Here is an 18614-nt window from a genome sequence, read left to right on the forward strand (position 1 = left end):
AAATTTGTAATTAAAAATAAAATAATGTAAAATAAAAAAATAACATATGAATATATAAGAGGAAGGAGTTTTTTAATGCATATCAAATTAGATATTTTTCAAACAATGGCAATAGCAACATGTATGTTTTATTTAGGAAAAATTCTTAGAGCTAAGATAAAGTTTTTAAATAAATATTGTGTACCAGCTCCAGTAATAGGAGGATTGATTTTTTCAATTTTAGTCCTTATATTAAAAATAACAAATATTGCAACCATTGAATTAGACACTACTTTACAATCAATTTTTATGACTGCATTCTTTACAACGGTAGGATTTACAGCTAGTGTAAAAGTCTTAAAAAAAGGTGGTATAAAGGTAGGGATATTTTTAGGACTAGCAGTAGCGTTAGTTATTTGTCAAGATATATTAGGCGTTGTTCTTGCAAAAGTATTTGGATTACATCCGTTGTTAGGGTTATCTACAGCATCTATTCCAATGATTGGTGGACATGGAACAGCAGGTTCGTTTGGTCCCTTATTTGAAAGTATGGGAATTAAAGGCGCAACATCAGTTTCTTTTGCAGCAGCAACGTTTGGACTTATAGCAGGTAGTTTCTTAGGAGGTGTTGTAGCTAAATTATTAATAGAAAGAAGAATGATAAAGACACCGAAAGAGGCAACAGATAAAGGAATTCCATTAAGTGATTTTCATGAAGATGATAAAGCAATTCTTTGTCAAAGTAGACTTATGCAAGGCGTTTCATGGATATTTATAGCTATGGGGATAGGTTCATGTATTTCTTTGGTAATTCAAAAAATAGGATTAACATTTCCATCATATATTGGCGCTATGATGGCAGCCGCAATAATTAGAAATATTTGTGACTTTAAAAAAGTGAAACTAGTAGAAAAAGAAATAGAGGTATTAGGAAGTATAAGTCTTTCTTTCTTTTTAGCAATGGCATTAATGGCATTAAAATTATGGGAATTATTTGATTTAGCATTACCAATGTTAATCATGTTAATTGGACAAACACTTTTAATGGGATTATTTGCTTATGTCTTAACATTTAAAGTTATGGGAAAAGATTATGAGGCAGCGGTTTTTGCATCAGGAATGTGTGGATTTGGAATGGGCGCAACACCAAATGCTGTTGCGAATATGGATGCTCTTACTAATAAATATGGATTTGCTAATACACCATATATTGTAGTGCCCATAGTAGGATGCTTATTTATAGATTTTGTGAATTCAGGAATAATAACTATATTTGTAAACTTTTTTAAATAGAATATAAAATATTAAGCTAGTAAAATTTGATTTTACTAGCTTTTTTTGATTACTTATCTAATAAACAATTATTAGGATAGACGATTAAATGATATTTAATTAAGATGGAAAATAATAACTAGATAAATGTGTTTCAGTTAAAATATAAAGAAATTTTATAAGAAAAGTATGAAGTGTTGCTATGGAGAAAAAATTGCTCAGGGGATATGTAGTGTAGCAGTAGGAAGGGAGAGGAACAGGAGTTATATAAAAATTGTTATTATAGAAGTCATTTAATAAGATTGAAAATAGAGGAGTTTAATAAGAATGAGGATAAGAAGATTAATAAGAATGAAAGTATAGGACTCTGTTATATAAAAATGTTGAAAATCTGAGCTTGAAAATATAAATTTTTTATAAGAATCTGTTAAATTAAAATGTTGATAAAGACTTGGCTAACCCAAAAATACTGTTAAATTAAAATGTTAATAAGTATTTTAAAAGAGGAAGTTAAGAGATGGATGAGCAGACTGAGAGAGCAATTTTGAGGAGAAAAATTATGATTGATATTTATTTTAATATATTAGAAGGATGTTGTTTATAAAAGAGAAAAGACGTCAATAATTTGTATGAGGTGAATATTATGAAAGATATAGTTAATTGTCCATATTGCAGCAATAGCGATCATGGAAAATATGGAAAATATAACGGAAATCAAAGGTATAAATGTAAGGGATGTGGAAAGATTTTTACTGAAACAACTAAAACGTTAATGCATTGCTCTAAAAAGTTGAAGGAGAATATAAAAAAATTTTCTAGATTGATGTATGAAAATAAAACTTTAAGAGAATGTGCAGAAGAAATGAATATAAGCATAGTAACAGCATTTTTGTGGAGGCATAAAATTTTAAATATATTGTATAAAAGTAATAATAAAAATTTATTAAATGGTTTAGTTGAGGCAGTTGATTATATAACAAAAGAGAATTTTAAAGGTCAAAGAAAAATTGTTACTGAAAGAAGAGAAAAAATACAGATAATTGTTCCTTTTGATACAAATAAAAGAACTAACCCTAAAATTACATCGGTAGGCACACCAAGATTAAAAATTGTTGAAAAAGCTATAAATGAAATATTACATCCGATGTCTATATTGTACATAACTTATAATAGATATATGGTTTTAGTTAGTGAAAAACATAATAAGAATAAAAAATATAATTATAATGTAATAGAAAAATTTAAAAAAGATAATGTTCTAGTGAAAATTCGTAGATGGATGATTAGATTTAAAGGGATTGGAAGTAAATATATAGAAAAATATTTAGGATGGTTTATATTAGATTATAAATTAAATAATTTGGAGAAAAGTAGAATTTATAAATTTTAAATTTTTTTAATAGAAATGCGTTTAAGAAACATAATAGAAGAAAAATAAAGTAAAAAAAAGTAAAAAAACTTAACAAATGTGAAAAATAAAAACAAAAGTAACAATTTGATATAACACAGGTAGAAAGAGGTTTTTAGAATAGTTAGAAGTGGAAATAAAATTAAAATAGAATGAAAATTTGAAATTATTGAATTATTTTGAAATAAAAATTAAAATACACTATAAAAATTAATAAAAACACAATATAATACTATTTTTATTGACATATTATTTAAAAGATTTTAATATTATACCATGGAGAAAAATAGAAAAAGTTGTTTGTAAAAAATGGAGGAAGATAAAACATGAAAATACTTGTAATTAATTGTGGAAGTTCATCACTAAAGTATAAGCTAATTGATATGAGAAATGAAAAGGATTTAATTAGCGGTATTGTAGAAAGAATTGGAATAACGGGGGCGAAATTAATTCAAAAAAGTGAATTAGGAGAAAAATATATAGTAGAGCAAGAGATGAAAAATCATCAAGATGCTGTTGAAGTTGTATTACAAACGTTAACAGATGAAAATGTAGGCGTTATCAAGAGTATGGATGAGATAGTTGCAGTTGGACATAGAGTTGTGCATGGTGGAGAAAAGTATTCAAAATCAGTTATAGTAACAGAAGAAGTTTTAGAATATTTAAATCAATGTAGTATACTAGCACCACTACACAATCCAGCAAATATTATTGGTATAAAGGCATGTCAAAATCTTATGCCAAAAACACCAATGATAGTTGTTTTTGATACAGCTTTTCATGGAACGCTACCAGAAAAAGCATATATCTACGCAATTGATTATAAATTATATGAAGATCATAAAATTAGAAAGTACGGATTTCATGGAACATCACATAAGTATGTAGCAAATAAAGTTGCAGATGTGATGGGAAGAGACATAAGTGAATTAAAGATAATAAGCTGTCACTTAGGAAATGGGGCAAGTATATCAGCAGTGAAGAATGGGGTATGTATAGATACAACTATGGGATTTACTCCGCTTGCAGGAATACCAATGGGAACAAGATCTGGAAATATAGATCCATCAATAATTCCATTTTTAGTTGAAAATTGTGGATATACAATAGAAGAAGTTTCAGATGCATTGAATAAAAAATCAGGAGTACTTGGAATATCAGGAGTAAGTTCTGATTTTAGAGATATAGAAAAAGCGGCAGAGAGTGGGAATAGAAGAGCACAATTGGCTTTGGATATTTTCCATTATAGAATAAGAGCTGAAATTGGATCATTTATTGTTAATATGGGAGGTGTTGATGTAATTTTATTTACAGCAGGTGTTGGAGAGAATTCACCAGAAACGAGAGAGGCCTGTGTAAAAGAGTTGGAATTTTTAGGAATTGAAATTGATGAGGAAAAAAATAAAGTGCGTGGAAAAATAAAAGAAATTTCAAAAGAGACTTCAAATGTCAAATTATATGTAATTCCAACAAATGAAGAGCTTATGATCGCACAGGAAACAGTGGGTTTAATAAAATAAAAAAGAAGCTTGGAGAATAAAGTAGTAAAATGCTACTTTATTTTTTAATATTTATTTCATATTTTTATGGTAAAAAATGACACGATTTGTTATAATATGGATAGATTGATGTTTACATAACAATTTAATCTGTTTATAAAAGGGACAAGGAGCGAGATAGAATGATTACAGAATACAATAAATACCTTTTTCACGAAGGAAATCATATTTTAGCTTATGAGTTTATGGGAGCACATATTAAAGTAGAGGAAAAGAAAAGAGGGGTAAGATTTACAGTATGGGCACCGAAAGCTAGTGAAGTTTATGTAGTAGGAGACTTTTCAGATTGGGAAATTAGAGAGGAATTTTTATTAGGTAAAATTACAGATAGAGGAATTTACTCTAATTTTATTAAAGGAGTAAGTAAGGGTGCTAAATATAAGTTTGCCATAAGAAAGCAAGATGGGGAGTTTGTTTTAAAAGCAGATCCTTATGCAAGAAAATCTGAATTAAGACCAGATACTGCATCTATTGTTACAAGTAAAAGTAGCTATAAGTGGACAGATAGGAAATGGTGGAGAAGAAAAAAAGAAAATATTTATAAAAAGCCAATGAATATTTATGAAATTCATTTAGGATCATGGAAGAAAGATGAGAATGGTGGCTTCCTTAAATATGAGGAGTTAGCAAAAATATTGCCAAGCTATTTAAAAGAAATGAATTATACACATGTAGAGATAATGCCTTTAATGGAGTATCCACTTGATGAATCATGGGGATATCAAATAACGGGTTATTATAGTCCTACTAGTAGGTATGGCGATGAAGATGGATTGAAAATGCTTATTAATGAATTGCATAAAGCAGGAATTGGAGTATTGCTAGATTGGGTTCCAGGACATTTTTGTAAAGATGAACATGGACTAGCTTATTTTGATGGATGTGCAACTTATGAATATGAAGAAGGATGGAAAGCTCAAAATAAAGGATGGGGAACTTTAAATTTTGACTTAGGAAAACCTGAAGTAAAAAGTTTTCTTATTTCAAATGCAATATATTGGCTTAAAGAATTCCATATAGATGGATTAAGAGTTGATGCCGTAACTAACATGCTTTACTTAGATTATGATAGAAAGCATGGTGAATGGTTTGCAAATAGTGATGGAACTAACATTAACTATTATGGAGTCGATTTCTTTAAAGAGTTAAATAGTATTTTATTAGATAAATTTAAGAATGTAATTTTGTGTGCTGAAGAATCAACAACATTTAATAAGATTTCACATAAAATTGAAGATGGTGGATTAGGATTCCACTTTAAATGGAATATGGGGTGGATGAATGACACTTTAGAATATGTAGAGGCTGATCCTATTTATAGAAAATATAAACACAATAATATGAATTTTGCCATGATGTATAACTATAGTGAGCATTTTGTTTTACCAATATCTCATGATGAAGTAGTTCATGGGAAAAAATCTTTAGTAAATAAAATGTGGGGAGATTATTTCAATAAGTTTGCAGGCTTTAGAGCGTATATGACTTATATGATAGGACATCCAGGAAAGAAGCTATTATTTATGGGTTCAGAGTTCGCACAATTTATTGAATGGAGAGAGTATGAAGAATTAGAGTGGAGTTTATTAGAGAATCATGAAATGCATAGACAAACAAAGAAGTTCGTTTCAGAATTAAATAAATTTTACTTAGATAATAAAGAATTATGGGAGAAGGATCACGAAGTAGATGGATTCCAATGGATAGATGCAGATAATGGTGATCAAAGTATATATAGTTTTGTAAGAAAAGGTGAAAATGAAGAAAATTTTATATTTATACTAAACTTTACACCAAACTATTACGAAAGTTATAAAGTAGGAGTTCCAAATGATGCTAATTATGTAGAGGCATTTAATACTGATAGATTAGAGTATGGTGGTTCAGGAAAAGTTATGGATAGAGACATTGTAGTAAAAGAGGAGGTGCATCATAAAAGCAATTTTACTGTAGAAGTAACAATTCCACCGATGGGAGCAATTGTACTTAAGGGGAAGAAAGGGGAAAAATGATGAGGTTATTGTTTATAGCATCAGAAGTTCATCCATTTATAAGAACTGGTGGATTAGGCGATGTTGTTGGAGCTTTAAGTAAGGAGCTTGCTAAAAATGGAGAAAATGATGTAAGAGTTATTTTACCTAAATATACAATTATAGATGAAGAGTTGAAAAGAAAAATTCAACATATAAAATATATATTTATAAATGTAGGATATAAAAATGTTTATTGTGGAATCGAGACCTTAGAACTTGATGGGGTAAAGTTCTATTTTATAGACAATGAGGACTATTTTAAACGAGAAAAAGCTTATGGGTATAATGATGATAATGAAAGATTTGCATTTTTTAGTAGAGCATCGCTTGAATTATTAAAAGAAATAAATTGGTTTCCAGAGGTAGTTAATTGTAATGATTGGCAAACGGGAATGATACCAGTTTTATATAATCTTGAATATAAATTTAAAGAAGGATATGAAAAAATAAAGTTTGCGTATACAATTCATAATTTGTTATTCCAAGGAAACTTTAATAAAGAAACTTTAGAAGATTGTTTTGGATATAATTTAGAGCAATTTTATAATGGAAAATTAGAGTTTTATGGTGGGATAAGTTATATGAAAGGAGGAATTGTATATTCAGATAAAGTTATAACTGTTAGTAATACCTATGCAAATGAAATTAAAACTTCAGAGTATGGGGAGCGAATGGAAGGATTATTAAGTGAAAAAGGATCAGATTTAGTAGGGATATTAAATGGAATAGATTATGAAGAATATAATCCGAAAAATGATAAGTTTCTTTATGAAAATTATAATGCTAACACTATAGATAAGAAAAAGTTAAACAAAGAAGGACTACAAAAAGAGTTGTGGCTTGAAAGCAATAAAGATATTCCAGTTATAGCAGTAGTATCAAGATTATCATGGCAAAAAGGAATAGATTTAGTAAAGGAAAGCATGGATTGGTTATTGTCTCAAAATGTACAAATTATTTTATTAGGAAATGGTGAAGTAGAATATGAAAATTATTTTAGAGAACTAGAGAATAACAATAGAGACAAAGTAAGAAGTTTAATTATGTTTAATAATGAAATGGCTCATAAAGTATATGCAGCTGCAGATATGTTTTTAATGCCATCTAAGTTTGAGCCTTGTGGGTTAGGGCAACTTATTGCATTAAGATATGGTGCTGTTCCTATAGTTAGAGAGACTGGTGGATTAAAAGATACTATAGAAGCTTATGATAAATATAAAGAATTAGGAAATGGATTTAGTTTTCAAAATTATAGTTCATTAGAACTTAGAGATTGTATTTGGAAAGCTTTAAGGGTTTATAATAAAAAAGAAAAATGGGTAAATTTAGTTGAAAAATGTATGATGAATGATAATAGTTGGAGTAATTCATCATTAAAATATATGGGTATATATAAAGAAATAAGATAATAGAAAATAGGGTTATTAAGAAAAATTATTGATAGATACAAAGAGAGTATTAGAGAGGGGTTAATTTATGAAAAATAATAAGGAAATAGTAGCAATGATATTAGCAGGAGGGCAAGGAACAAGACTGGGATATTTAACAGAAAAATTAGCAAAGCCAGCGGTTCCATATGGAGGAAGATATAGACTTATAGATTTTCCATTAAGCAACTGTGTAAATTCAGGAATAGATACAGTAGGTGTTGTAACACAATATAAACCAAAAGCTATTTATAAGCATATTGGAAATGGGGAAGCATGGGATTTAAAAAAGGTAGATGAAGCAGGAGTAAGCTTTTTACCACCATATACAGAAGAAGATAAAGATAATTGTTATACAGGGACAGCTAATGCTGTATTTCAAAACATTGAATATATAGATAAATATGATCCAGAATATGTTTTAATTCTTTCAGGAGATCATATTTATAAAATGGATTATACAGAAATGTTAGATCATCATAAAAAAACAGAGGCAGATGCAACAATAGCTGTTTTAGAAGTTCCAATAGAAGAAGCAAGTAGATTTGGTATTATGAATACTAATGAAGATACTACAATTCATTCTTTTGAAGAAAAACCAAAAGAACCAAAGAGTAATACTGCATCTATGGGAATATATATATTTAGTTGGAAAACATTAAAAGAATATTTAATAAAAGACGAAATGTTAGATTTTTCAAGTCATGATTTTGGAAAAGATGTGATTCCAGATATGCTTAACACAGGAAGAAAAATGGTAGCATTTAAGTTTAAAGGATATTGGAGAGATGTAGGGACAGTAGAAAGTCTTTGGCAAGCAAACATGGATCTTTTAAGTAATGAATGTGAGCTTAGCGTAAATGATAAAAATGATAAGTGGAAAATTTCATCAGCAAATATGTCAGAATATGAAAGATGTCAAATAGGTAGAACTGCAATAATAAAAAATTGTATACTAGGTGATGAATGTGAAATTGATGGATGTATTGACACAAGTATCCTATCTTCAAATGTTAAAGTAGGAAAAGGAGCTATAGTTGAGAATTCAGTTGTTCTTGAAAATGCAGTAATAGAACCATATTCTATTATACACAATGCAATAATTGGATCGGGATCAATAGTAAAGGAAAGAACTGTACTTGTTGAAGAAGGAAATATAACAGTAGTAGGTGCTAAGAGAATAGTTTCTACAGATAAAGATTTAGAAAAAGTAGTAATAGAAAAAATGAAGAAAAAAGAGAAAAAAGAAGAAATAAAAGAAGAGAGAAAAGTTGTTTTAATATAGATTTAAATTAAAAAATTAATATTAAAATTTTAAATAAAGAAAGATATCTTTTTAAGATATTTTAAATGTAGAGATTGTTTTATACAATCTCTTTTTTTGTGTATAAGAAGTTATAAAAAGCTTTATTTAAAAATATTAAAGATTTAAATTAAGAAGAATAAAATTAATATTTAATATAAATTAGGTAACGAAAATAGAAGAAATAACATTTAATATATAGAAGCATAAACTCAACGTATATTAAAAGGAGACTAAAAATATGGATAGCAGAAGTAATAAAAATCTGAAAGGTGTAGATTTAAGTAATTGGCAAGGAAATATAGATTTTAATAAAATTGAAAATAGTGGATATGATGTAGTTATATTAAAGGCTAGTGAAGGAACAGGCTTTATAGATCCAAGCTTAGAAATGAACTACGGAAAAGCTATAAAAACTAATTTGAAAATTGGAATGTATCATTTTATGAGTGAAAAATCAGATCCAAAAGATCAAGCTAAATTTTTTTGGAGTATTATAAAGAACAAAAAAATTCATGTATATCCCATTTTAGATATTGAAACTGATACCTTAAACAGAGGAGCAAGAGCTGTTACAGATAGATGTTTAGATTTCTTAGATGAATTTAAAAGATTAAGTGGATATAATTGTGTTGTTTACACTTATACATCTTTTGCTAATACAAAATTAGATTCAAGATTAAAGAAATATATGTCGTGGATAGCTCATTATGGTGTAACTATACCAGGAACAAATCGAATTTGGGACAATTGGGTAGGTTTCCAATATACAGATAAGGAAAAGGTTTCAGGAGTTATTTCACCATGTGATGCAAATGAATTTAAATTAAAAATATTAATTGATTATAGAACTCCATCTAAACCAGTAGTGAATCCAACACCAACGCCTGTAGTAAAACCAGTAACAAAAAAATTATGGGAGGTTTCTATTTCAGGAAATGAAGTAATGGAATTACAAAAAGCATTAAATAGCCTTGGAGCAAAGCTTACAGTTGATGGATTATTTGGAGATAGTACTTTAAAAACATGTAAAACTTTAAAAAGAGGAGATAAAGGAACTTTAGTATTAGTATTACAAAAAAGATTAATAAGCAAAGGCTATTCTTTAGCGCCATTTAACGCAGATGGAAGTTTTGGTGCTGTAACTGAAAGTAAAATCAAAGCTTTTCAAATAGCAAAAAATTTATCAGCTAATGGAGCAGTTGGAGCAGATACTTGGAAAGATTTATATGCTAAGTAAACTAGAAAATAAAAATAACTCCTTTAATGGATTTATTAGGAAAATAGAAGAGGATTCTATTGAATTTATAGTTAAATATGAATAGAAGATTTCTTTACTTTAGAATATATGGAGTATATAATAAATATACAAATTAAATATAATATTAGGTTTATATGATAATAAAAAAGAAAATTAATAAATATAATTAAAAGGGAAAATGGTTTAAATCCATTACAGCCCCCGCTACTGTAATTGTGGACGAAGCTCTAATATGTCACTGAAATTAAATTTTGGGAAGACGGAGCAGAGGATGAAGCATAAGTCAGGAGACCTGCCTAATATAAAAAATAGCCATACTTCGGAGGGAAGAGAAGGAATTTTAATTTATTAAATTTCGAAAATTTTAAATTTGATAGATATTCTTTAAAGCACCCTAATTTAGGGTGCTTTTTTAATGTTTATATGAATTTAAAGGGTAGAGTCTTTAAGATTAAAAATTCTCCTAAGAAGATTTAAGGGTAAGTAGCTAAAATGGCAGATAATAAAATTTGAAAGAGGTTTTTAATGATGAAAAAAAAGGCAATTATAGTTGTAAGTTTTGGGACAAGTTATCAAGAAGCACTTAAAAATTCAATAGAAAAAATTGAAGAAGATATAAAGAGAGAGTTTCCAGAGTACGATCATTTTAGAGCATTTACAGCACATATGATTATAAATAAAATGGAAAAAGTTTATGGTATTCATGTAAATACACCAGAAGAAACTTTAAGGGATTTATATAATGAAGGATATGAAGAAGTTATAATGCAACCTCTTCACATGATTCCAGGTGAAGAATTTGATTATATAAAAAATGTACAAGCAAACTTTAAAGATAAATTCAAAAGCTTAAAAGTTGGAAGACCAATACTTTATTATCAAGGAATAGAAGATGTAGATTTTGATTATTCTTTATTTATAGAATCTATAAAAGATATTTTAGATAGCCATGAAAATGTAGTTTTCTTTGGACATGGAACATCTCATCCTGCAAGTTCAGCTTATAGCTGCCTTCAAGTAGTTTTAGAAGAAGAAGGATATGATAATGCTTTTGTTGGAACTGTTGAAGGACATCCTACTTTAGATAGTGTGATAAAAAGATTGAAGAGAAGAAATATAAATGAAGTTTTATTATTACCTTTAATGGTTGTATGTGGAGATCATGTTTTAAATGATATGGCATCAGATGAAGAAGATTCATGGAAAACTATATTAGAAAGTGAAGGAATAAAGGTAAATCTTTTCTTAAAAGGACTTGGAGAGATTGAAGATTTTAGAAAGCTTTATGTAAATAGAGTTCATAATACTATAAATGATACGTTTAAAGGTGTTGGAGAAACAAAGAAAGGGAAGCAAAATGAAAATTTTAGTCTTGTCATCTAATAAAAGTGGTGGAGGAAAAACTACTTTTACAATTGGTCTTATGAAGGCCCTTAAAAATAGAGGATATGATGTTCAAGGGTTTAAATCAGGACCTGATTATATAGATCCGGCATTTCATAAAAGAGTTACAGGAAAAGATTCAAGAAATTTAGATCTATTTTTAATGGGAGAAGAGGGATTTAAAGAAGCTTTTAACAGAGGTAAAGGAGATTTTGCTGTAGTTGAAGGTGTTATGGGACTTTATGATGGAAAAGGGATAAGTGATGATTTTTCTACCTATAGTACATCAAAGGCTTTAAATAATGCTCCAATTATTTTAGTTCTTTCACCAAAGGCACAAAGCTTAACTTTTTGTGCAGAACTTAAAGGTTTAATAGAGTTTAGAAATGCAAATATTAAAGGTATAGTTTTAAATAATGTAAATAAAATGTATTATATTTTATTGAAAAAATTAGTTGAAGAAAATTTAAATATAAAAGTTTTTGGATTTATTCCATCTACAGAAGATTTAAGTTTAAAATCTAGACATTTAGGATTAGTTCAAAGTGTTGAGGTTTTAGATTTAGATGAGAAAATAGAGCTTTGTGCAAAGCTTATAGAAGAAAATATAGATATGAATAGTTTAATAGAAGCGTTTGAAGAAGTTGATTTAAAAGAAGAGTCAAATGAAATAGATAATAATGCATTTAAAAATTTTAAAGAGTTAAATGAAAAAGAAGATTACAATAAAGCATTTAAAGATATTAAATGGAAAGAAAAAAATGAGAGCTTTGAAGTTCCAAACTTGGGACTTAAAATAGGTGTAGCTTTAGATAAAGCATTTAATTTTTACTATAAAGAAAACTTAGAGTGTTTAGAAGCTTTAGGTAAAGTAACTTACTTTAGTCCATTAAAAGATAAAAGCATTCCAAAAGATTTAGATTTTCTTTATATAGGTGGAGGTTATCCTGAAGTTTTTAAAGAAGAATTATCAAAAAATAAAACTATGTTAAATTCTATAAAAAAAGAGTTAGAGAAGGGACTTCCTTGCTATGGAGAATGTGGTGGTCTTATGTATTTAACTGAGGAAATAGAAGATTTTGAAATGGTTGGATTCTTTAATGGAAAATCATATATGACAGAAAAATTAAATAATTTTGGTTATGCAGAAATAGATTTTAATGATATGAAGATAAAGTGTCATGAGTTTCATAAATCAAAAACTGAAACGCATGAAGAACCTGTATTTAATATAAGTAAAGAAAATTATACAGGAACATTGAAAACTTGGAAATGTGGATATGAAAAAAAGAATACTTTAGCTGGGTATCCACATATTCATTTCTTTAGTAATATGGAGTTTTTAAAATATATTTTAAGATTAGAGAAGAGGTAAAAAAATGAGTTATATAAAAAATCCAATGGATATTGAAAATAGAAGTTTCCAAATTATTGGAGAGGAAATGGGAGAACATAATTTTTCAGAAGAGGAATTAAAGATTGTAAAGAGAGTTATTCATACAACTGCTGATTTTGAGTATAAGACTTTGGTTGATATAAGTCCTAAAGCTATTGAAGCGGGAAAAGAAGCTTTAAAAAGAGGAGCTAAAATCTATACTGATACTAATATGGCTCTTTCTGGTATTAATAAAATGGCTCTTAAAAAGTTAGATAGTAATGTAATTTGCTATGTAAATGAAGATAGAGTTCATAAGGAAGCTAAGGAGAGAGAAATAACTCGTTCTATGGCAGCTGTTGAGATGGCAGCAAAGGAAGATGTAGATATTTTTGTTTTTGGTAATGCACCAACAGCTCTTTTTAAACTTAAAGAACTTATAAAAGAAGGAAAAGCTAATCCAAAACTTATAATTGGAGTTCCAGTAGGATTTGTAGGAGCAGCAGAAAGTAAGGAAAATTTAGAAGAATTAAATATACCTTATATAACTATAAATGGAAGAAAAGGTGGAAGCACAGTGGCAGCAGCTATTGTAAATGCTCTAATGTATATGTGCGTAGATAGATAAAATGTTAGATTTATATATTGAAGCTGATGGGAAAAAATTAAGATGTGGGTATACTACTGGTTCAACAGCAGCAGGAGCTTCAAAAGCTGCTACATTTATGCTTTTTAATCCTGATATAGATTTAGAGTTTATAGAAATAGATACACCAAAAGGAATTAGATTAAATCTTAAGATAAATTCTATAGAAAGAGGCCATGATTATGTGTCTGTATCTATCTTAAAGGATGGAGGAGATGACATAGATGCTACAGATGGAATAGCTATTTTTTCTACTGCAAAAAAAGAAGAGAGAGGATACTTTTTAACCGGTGGAGAAGGAGTTGGGTTTGTAACTAGAGATGGATTATCTATAGGAAAAGGAGAATATGCTATAAATCCTGTTCCAAGAAAGATGATACAGAAGGAAGTTCTAGAAGTCTTACCAAAAGATAAAGGAATTTCTATAAAGATATCTGTACCAGAAGGACGTGAAATAGCTAAAAAAACTTTTAATCCAAGGCTAGGAATAGAAGGTGGAATATCAATACTTGGAACAACAGGTATAGTAGTTCCAATGTCTGAAGATGCAATAAAGGAATCTATTAATATAGAAATAAAACAAAAAGCAAAAAAGAATAAAAGAATAGTTTTAACCTTTGGAAATATAGGTGAAAAGTGTGCTATAGATTTAGGATTTAAAGAAGAGGAAATTGTTATTATTTCAAATTTTGTGGGCTTTTCTTTAGAAAAAGCAAAAGCTATGGAAGTTTCAGAGATAATTTTAGTTGGACATATAGGAAAACTTAGTAAAGTAGCTTATGGATGTTTTAATACCCATAGTCGTGTAGCAGATGTAAGACTCGAAGTTATAGCTCTTGAATTATTTCTTTTAGGTTATGATAAAAATTTTGTATCTAAAGTAATGGAAGAAAAAACAAGTGAAGGTGCTGTAAAACTTTTAGGAGAAGGTTTTGAAGAATTATATTTTAATATAGGTGAAAAAATTAAAAAGAGAATGACTATTTATATATATGATGAAGTGAAATGTCATGCAGTAATGTATAGTGGATATTCAGCGTATAACATTTTATATAATTCTTTAGATTTAGTGGATAATTAGATATAGAAAAATAAAATTACTTAAAAGTAATTAAAATAAAATGCTAATTAAAAGATATAATTTCAATATAAAAATAAGTTTATCGAAAAGGAAAGAAAAGTATGATTTATGTTGTTGGAATAGGTCCAGGGCATAGGGACTATATATTAGGAAAAGCTATAAAAACTTTAGAAAAAGTAGACAAGATTATAGGTTTTTCTAGGGCTATAGATGCAGTGGATTTTATAGATAATAAAAAAGAAAAAATAGAAAGTCTTTTAGAAATAATAAAGAGAGTAGAAGAATTTAATGGAGATATTGCAGTAGTTGCGTCAGGTGATCCTACATTTTTTGGAGTATCTTCTTATATAAATAAAAAGACAACAAAAGAAGTGGAAGTTATTCCAGGACTTAGTGCTTTTCAGTATATGACAAGTAAATTAAACAAACCTTGGAGCTTTGCTTATACAGGAAGTATGCATGCAAGAGAAGATTCTTTTATAGACAAAATAAAGGAAAATAAACTAAGTATTTGGCTTTGTGACAAGAAGAACACACCAAACAAGTTATGTGAAAGTCTTTTAGATTTAGAATGTAATATCTATATCGGAGAGAATCTTTCTTATGAAAATGAAAAATTAGTCTTTGGGAAACCACAAGATTTTATAGATAAAGAGTTTAGTGATATGAGTATTCTTATGATTGAGTTAATAGAGAAGAAGTAAGAGAGAAGAGGTAAAGGGCTTGTTCACCTCTGACAAGTCCAAACGTTCGAAGAATGCTTGAATCTGTGCCCGTGGGGTGAATATGCCCTGAGCTACCCAATAAATTAAGCTATGAAAGGAAAAAAATATGATTTTAATAAAGGATAATGAATTTCTAAGAGGAGATTGTCCTATGACTAAAGAGGATATAAGAGCTTTAGCTATATGGAAAATGGACCTTAGAGAAGACTCAAAGGTTTTAGATGTTGGAGCAGGAACTGGAACTATAACTGTTCAAGCTGCTCTTATAGCAAACAAAGGAACTGTATATTCTATTGAGAGAGATTTACCTGCAATAGAAACTACAGAAAAAAATATAGAAAAGTTTAATTGCAAAAATATAGTTTTAGATAAAGGAGAAGCTATAGAAATTTTAGATAGATATAAAAATGAAGAGAATACTTTCGATTCTATTTTTATAGGAGGTTCTGGTGGAGACTTAGAAGGAATCATTGAAAGATGCCATAATATTTTAAAACCTTCAGGAACTCTTGTTATGAATTTTATAACATTAAATAACTCCTATATAGCAATGGAGAAGGTAAAATCTTTAGGATATAAAATAGATGTATCTTTAGTAAATATAAGTAAAAATAGAGGACAAAGCTATATGATGATTGGATTAAATCCAATTTATATAGTTAAATGCGTTAAAGGAGAATAGGATTATGGCAAAATTATATGGAATAGGTGTAGGACCTGGAGATAGCGAACTTATTACTGTAAAAGGAGTTCGTGCTATAGAAAATAGTCAGGTTATAGTTGCACCAACAGGAACTGAAGGTGGAGAAAGTATAGCTTTAAATACAGTTAAAGAGTATATAAAAGAAGGAACAGAAGTTTTTATAAAACATTTTCCTATGGGTGGAAAAAACAAAGAAGTGAAAGTAAAGGAAGCCTATGATTTAGTTGAAGAAAAGCTTAGAGAAGGAAAGAATGTAAGCTTTTTAACAATAGGAGATCCTTTTGTATATAGCACATATATTCATCTTTTAAAGCAAATGGAAGAAAAAAATTTTACTGTAGAAACAGTACCAGGAATAACTTCTTTTTGTGCATCAGCTAGTATTGTAGGAAGAACTTTAGTTGTTGGAGATAATAGATTAACTGTAATGCCAGCTACTAAGGTACATGAAATAACTGATGAAAAATACGTAGTTATAATGAAAGTGTACAAGCGTGAAGAAGAAGTCTTAAATCTTTTAGAAGAAAAAGGATTTAATTATGTTTATGTAAGTCGTGCAGGACGTGAAGGTCAGCTTATTTTAGAAGATAAAGAGGAAATACTAAAATGTAGAGACTATATGTCATTAATTTTAGCTAGTAAGGAGTAGATTAAAATGGTTTATTTTATAGGAGCAGGTCCAGGAGATGTAGATTTAATTACTGTTAAAGGAAGAGATATAATTTCTAAAGCAGATATTGTTATATATGCAGGTTCATTAGTAGCGAAAGAACATATGGATTTTTGCAAAGATGAAGCAGAAATTTATAATTCAGCAAAAATGACTTTAGAAGAAGTTATAGATGTTATGGAGAAAAACAGAGATAAAATTATTGTAAGGCTTCATACAGGAGATCCATCAATATATGGTGCTATAAAAGAGCAAATGGATGAACTAGATAAACTTGAAATTTCTTATGAAGTAGTACCAGGAGTTAGTTCTTTTGTAGCAGCAGCATCAACTATAAAAAAAGAATTTACTCTTCCATCAGTAACTCAAACAGTTATTTTAACAAGAGTTGAAGGAAGAACGCCAGTACCAGAAACTGAAGATTTAGAAAGACTTGCAAGTATTGGAGCTTCAATGGCATTATTCTTATCTATAAGTATGATAGATAAAGTTGTAGAAAAGCTTAGACGTGGATATGGAAGAAATGTTCCTATAGCAGTTGTAGAAAGAGCAACTTGGGAAGATGAGAGAATACTAATTGGAACATTAGATGATATAAGTGAAAAAGTTAAAGCTTGTGGAATAACTAAATGTGCTCAAATTTTAGTTGGAGACTTTATAGACTGTGAATATGAAAAAAGTCTTCTATATGATAAGAAATTTACTCATATGTTTAGAAAAGGAATAGAGTAATGCTTTGTATTATAAGTGTAACTAAAAAGGGTGATAGTATAGCAAAATCTTTAGCTAAAGAATTTAATGGAGATTTAGTTTTAAAATCAGAAATGGAAAGTTTTAAACTTGGAGAAGAGGCAAAAAAAGCTTTTAAAAATTATGAAAGAATAGTTTTTGTCTCGTCTACAGGAATTGCAGTTAGAGCTATAAATGGTCTTATGGAAAGCAAAGATAAAGATCCTTGTGTAATTGTAGTAGATGTTTGTAATACCTTTACAATAAGCCTTCTTTCAGGACACCTAGGAGGCGGAAATTATTTAACATCTAAAATTGCTAAATTCTTAAATAATACACCGGTTATAACTACAGCTACAGATAATATGGGCAAAGATGCACCAGACATAATAGCTTTAGAAAATAATTTGACTATAGACTCATTAAAAAAGGCTAAAGTATTTGCAAGCCGTCTTGTAAATGAGGAAGAAGTTTATTTTTATGATAAAAAAGAAAAGATAAATCTTCCTAAAGGCTATATAGAAACTAAAGAAATAAAACCTTGGACACTAGCTGTAACTAATAGAGATATAAATAGAGATGATGTTTTATGTCTTATAAGAAAAAACATTATACTAGGTATAGGTTGCAGACGAGATACAGAACCAGAAAAGCTAGAAAAAATAGTCTTAGATAGATTAGAAAGCTTAAATATAAATCCATTAAGTGTAGAAACTATAGGTTCAATAGATTTAAAAAAAGGTGAAAAAGCTATTTTAAATTTAGGAGAAACTCTTAATGCAGAACTTAAATTTTTCACAAAAGAAGAAATAAGTCTTTACCACAATAAATATGAAGGTAGTGATTTTGTAGAAAAAATTACAGGAGTAAGATGTGTAAGCAGTCCTGTTATTGATCTTTTAAATGGAAAGATTATAAGAGAAGTAGAAAAGGTTAATGGAATAACTTTGACTATAGGAATTAAGAAGGAAGAAGAGTTAATTAAGAAGTAAAAGAGAAAAGTGAAGAGGAAACTTGTATACTAAAAGTAGTCATTTAAAACAGTGAAAATAATGATATA

At 28.5% G+C, this 18614-nt stretch carries 16 protein-coding genes and 1 riboswitch; all 16 genes read left to right on the forward strand.

Translation table 11 applies throughout. From position 1 onward, the window contains the following. Window positions 1–75 precede the first annotated feature (75 nt). The 16 genes from gltS to cbiG all read left to right on the forward strand — a co-directional run bounded on the left by gltS (window position 76) and on the right by cbiG (window position 18546). Window positions 76–1272, forward strand: coding sequence for a sodium/glutamate symporter (gene gltS, locus Q0W06_RS12230; protein WP_297635862.1), 1197 nt, complete (start codon window positions 76–78; stop codon window positions 1270–1272). Between the two features lie 622 nt (window positions 1273–1894). Beyond that, entirely contained in the window at window positions 1895–2641 is a 747-nt protein-coding gene (locus tag Q0W06_RS12235) for a hypothetical protein (RefSeq protein WP_297635864.1), read from the forward strand. Between the two features lie 344 nt (window positions 2642–2985). After that, the gene (locus Q0W06_RS12240) at window positions 2986–4179 is read left to right on the forward strand and encodes an acetate kinase (protein ID WP_297635867.1); all 1194 of its coding nucleotides are present in this window, start codon (window positions 2986–2988) and stop codon (window positions 4177–4179) included. A gap of 161 nt (window positions 4180–4340) precedes the next feature. Further along, complete coding sequence (gene glgB / locus Q0W06_RS12245) at window positions 4341–6230, forward strand: 1,4-alpha-glucan branching protein GlgB (RefSeq protein ID WP_297635870.1); 1890 nt, start codon at window positions 4341–4343, stop codon at window positions 6228–6230. After that, window positions 6230–7660: a glycogen synthase GlgA gene (gene glgA, locus Q0W06_RS12250; protein ID WP_297635907.1), complete on the forward strand. Its 1431-nt coding sequence runs from the start codon at window positions 6230–6232 to the stop codon at window positions 7658–7660. The genes glgB and glgA overlap by 1 nt, the downstream gene beginning before the upstream one ends. Window positions 7661–7727: 67 nt before the next feature. Next, window positions 7728–8963: a glucose-1-phosphate adenylyltransferase gene (locus tag Q0W06_RS12255; RefSeq protein ID WP_297635873.1), complete on the forward strand. Its 1236-nt coding sequence runs from the start codon at window positions 7728–7730 to the stop codon at window positions 8961–8963. Window positions 8964–9222: 259 nt separating this feature from the next. Continuing rightward, window positions 9223–10221, forward strand: a complete 999-nt coding sequence (locus Q0W06_RS12260; protein ID WP_297635875.1) for a GH25 family lysozyme — start codon at window positions 9223–9225, stop codon at window positions 10219–10221. A gap of 130 nt (window positions 10222–10351) precedes the next feature. Continuing rightward, window positions 10352–10557, forward strand: a riboswitch (cobalamin riboswitch). A 210-nt stretch (window positions 10558–10767) separates the two neighbouring features. Beyond that, window positions 10768–11625, forward strand: a complete 858-nt coding sequence (locus Q0W06_RS12265) for a sirohydrochlorin cobaltochelatase (protein WP_297635877.1) — start codon at window positions 10768–10770, stop codon at window positions 11623–11625. Continuing rightward, on the forward strand, window positions 11600–13000 hold the full coding sequence (locus Q0W06_RS12270; protein WP_297635880.1) for a cobyrinate a,c-diamide synthase: 1401 nt from the start codon (window positions 11600–11602) through the stop codon (window positions 12998–13000). Before Q0W06_RS12265 ends, Q0W06_RS12270 begins: the two co-directional genes overlap by 26 nt. A gap of 4 nt (window positions 13001–13004) precedes the next feature. After that, complete coding sequence (locus Q0W06_RS12275; protein WP_297635883.1) at window positions 13005–13628, forward strand: precorrin-8X methylmutase; 624 nt, start codon at window positions 13005–13007, stop codon at window positions 13626–13628. 1 nt (window position 13629) lies between these two features. Next, window positions 13630–14727, forward strand: coding sequence for a cobalt-precorrin-5B (C(1))-methyltransferase CbiD (cbiD, locus tag Q0W06_RS12280; protein ID WP_297635886.1), 1098 nt, complete (start codon window positions 13630–13632; stop codon window positions 14725–14727). A gap of 101 nt (window positions 14728–14828) precedes the next feature. After that, complete coding sequence (cbiE, locus tag Q0W06_RS12285) at window positions 14829–15431, forward strand: precorrin-6y C5,15-methyltransferase (decarboxylating) subunit CbiE (RefSeq protein WP_297635889.1); 603 nt, start codon at window positions 14829–14831, stop codon at window positions 15429–15431. A gap of 127 nt (window positions 15432–15558) precedes the next feature. Beyond that, window positions 15559–16134, forward strand: a complete 576-nt coding sequence (cbiT, locus tag Q0W06_RS12290) for a precorrin-6Y C5,15-methyltransferase (decarboxylating) subunit CbiT (protein ID WP_297635892.1) — start codon at window positions 15559–15561, stop codon at window positions 16132–16134. A gap of 4 nt (window positions 16135–16138) precedes the next feature. After that, the gene (locus Q0W06_RS12295; RefSeq protein WP_297635895.1) at window positions 16139–16804 is read left to right on the forward strand and encodes a cobalt-factor II C(20)-methyltransferase; all 666 of its coding nucleotides are present in this window, start codon (window positions 16139–16141) and stop codon (window positions 16802–16804) included. A 6-nt stretch (window positions 16805–16810) separates the two neighbouring features. After that, window positions 16811–17557: a precorrin-4 C(11)-methyltransferase gene (gene cobM, locus Q0W06_RS12300; protein WP_297635898.1), complete on the forward strand. Its 747-nt coding sequence runs from the start codon at window positions 16811–16813 to the stop codon at window positions 17555–17557. Next, a complete protein-coding gene (gene cbiG / locus Q0W06_RS12305; protein ID WP_297635901.1) occupies window positions 17557–18546 on the forward strand; it encodes a cobalt-precorrin 5A hydrolase in 990 nt (329 codons plus the stop codon). Before cobM ends, cbiG begins: the two co-directional genes overlap by 1 nt. Window positions 18547–18614: the final 68 nt, after the last annotated feature.

Origin of the sequence: uncultured Clostridium sp., assembly GCF_947072515.1 — a bacterium.
Classification (GTDB): domain Bacteria; phylum Bacillota; class Clostridia; order Clostridiales; family Clostridiaceae; genus Clostridium.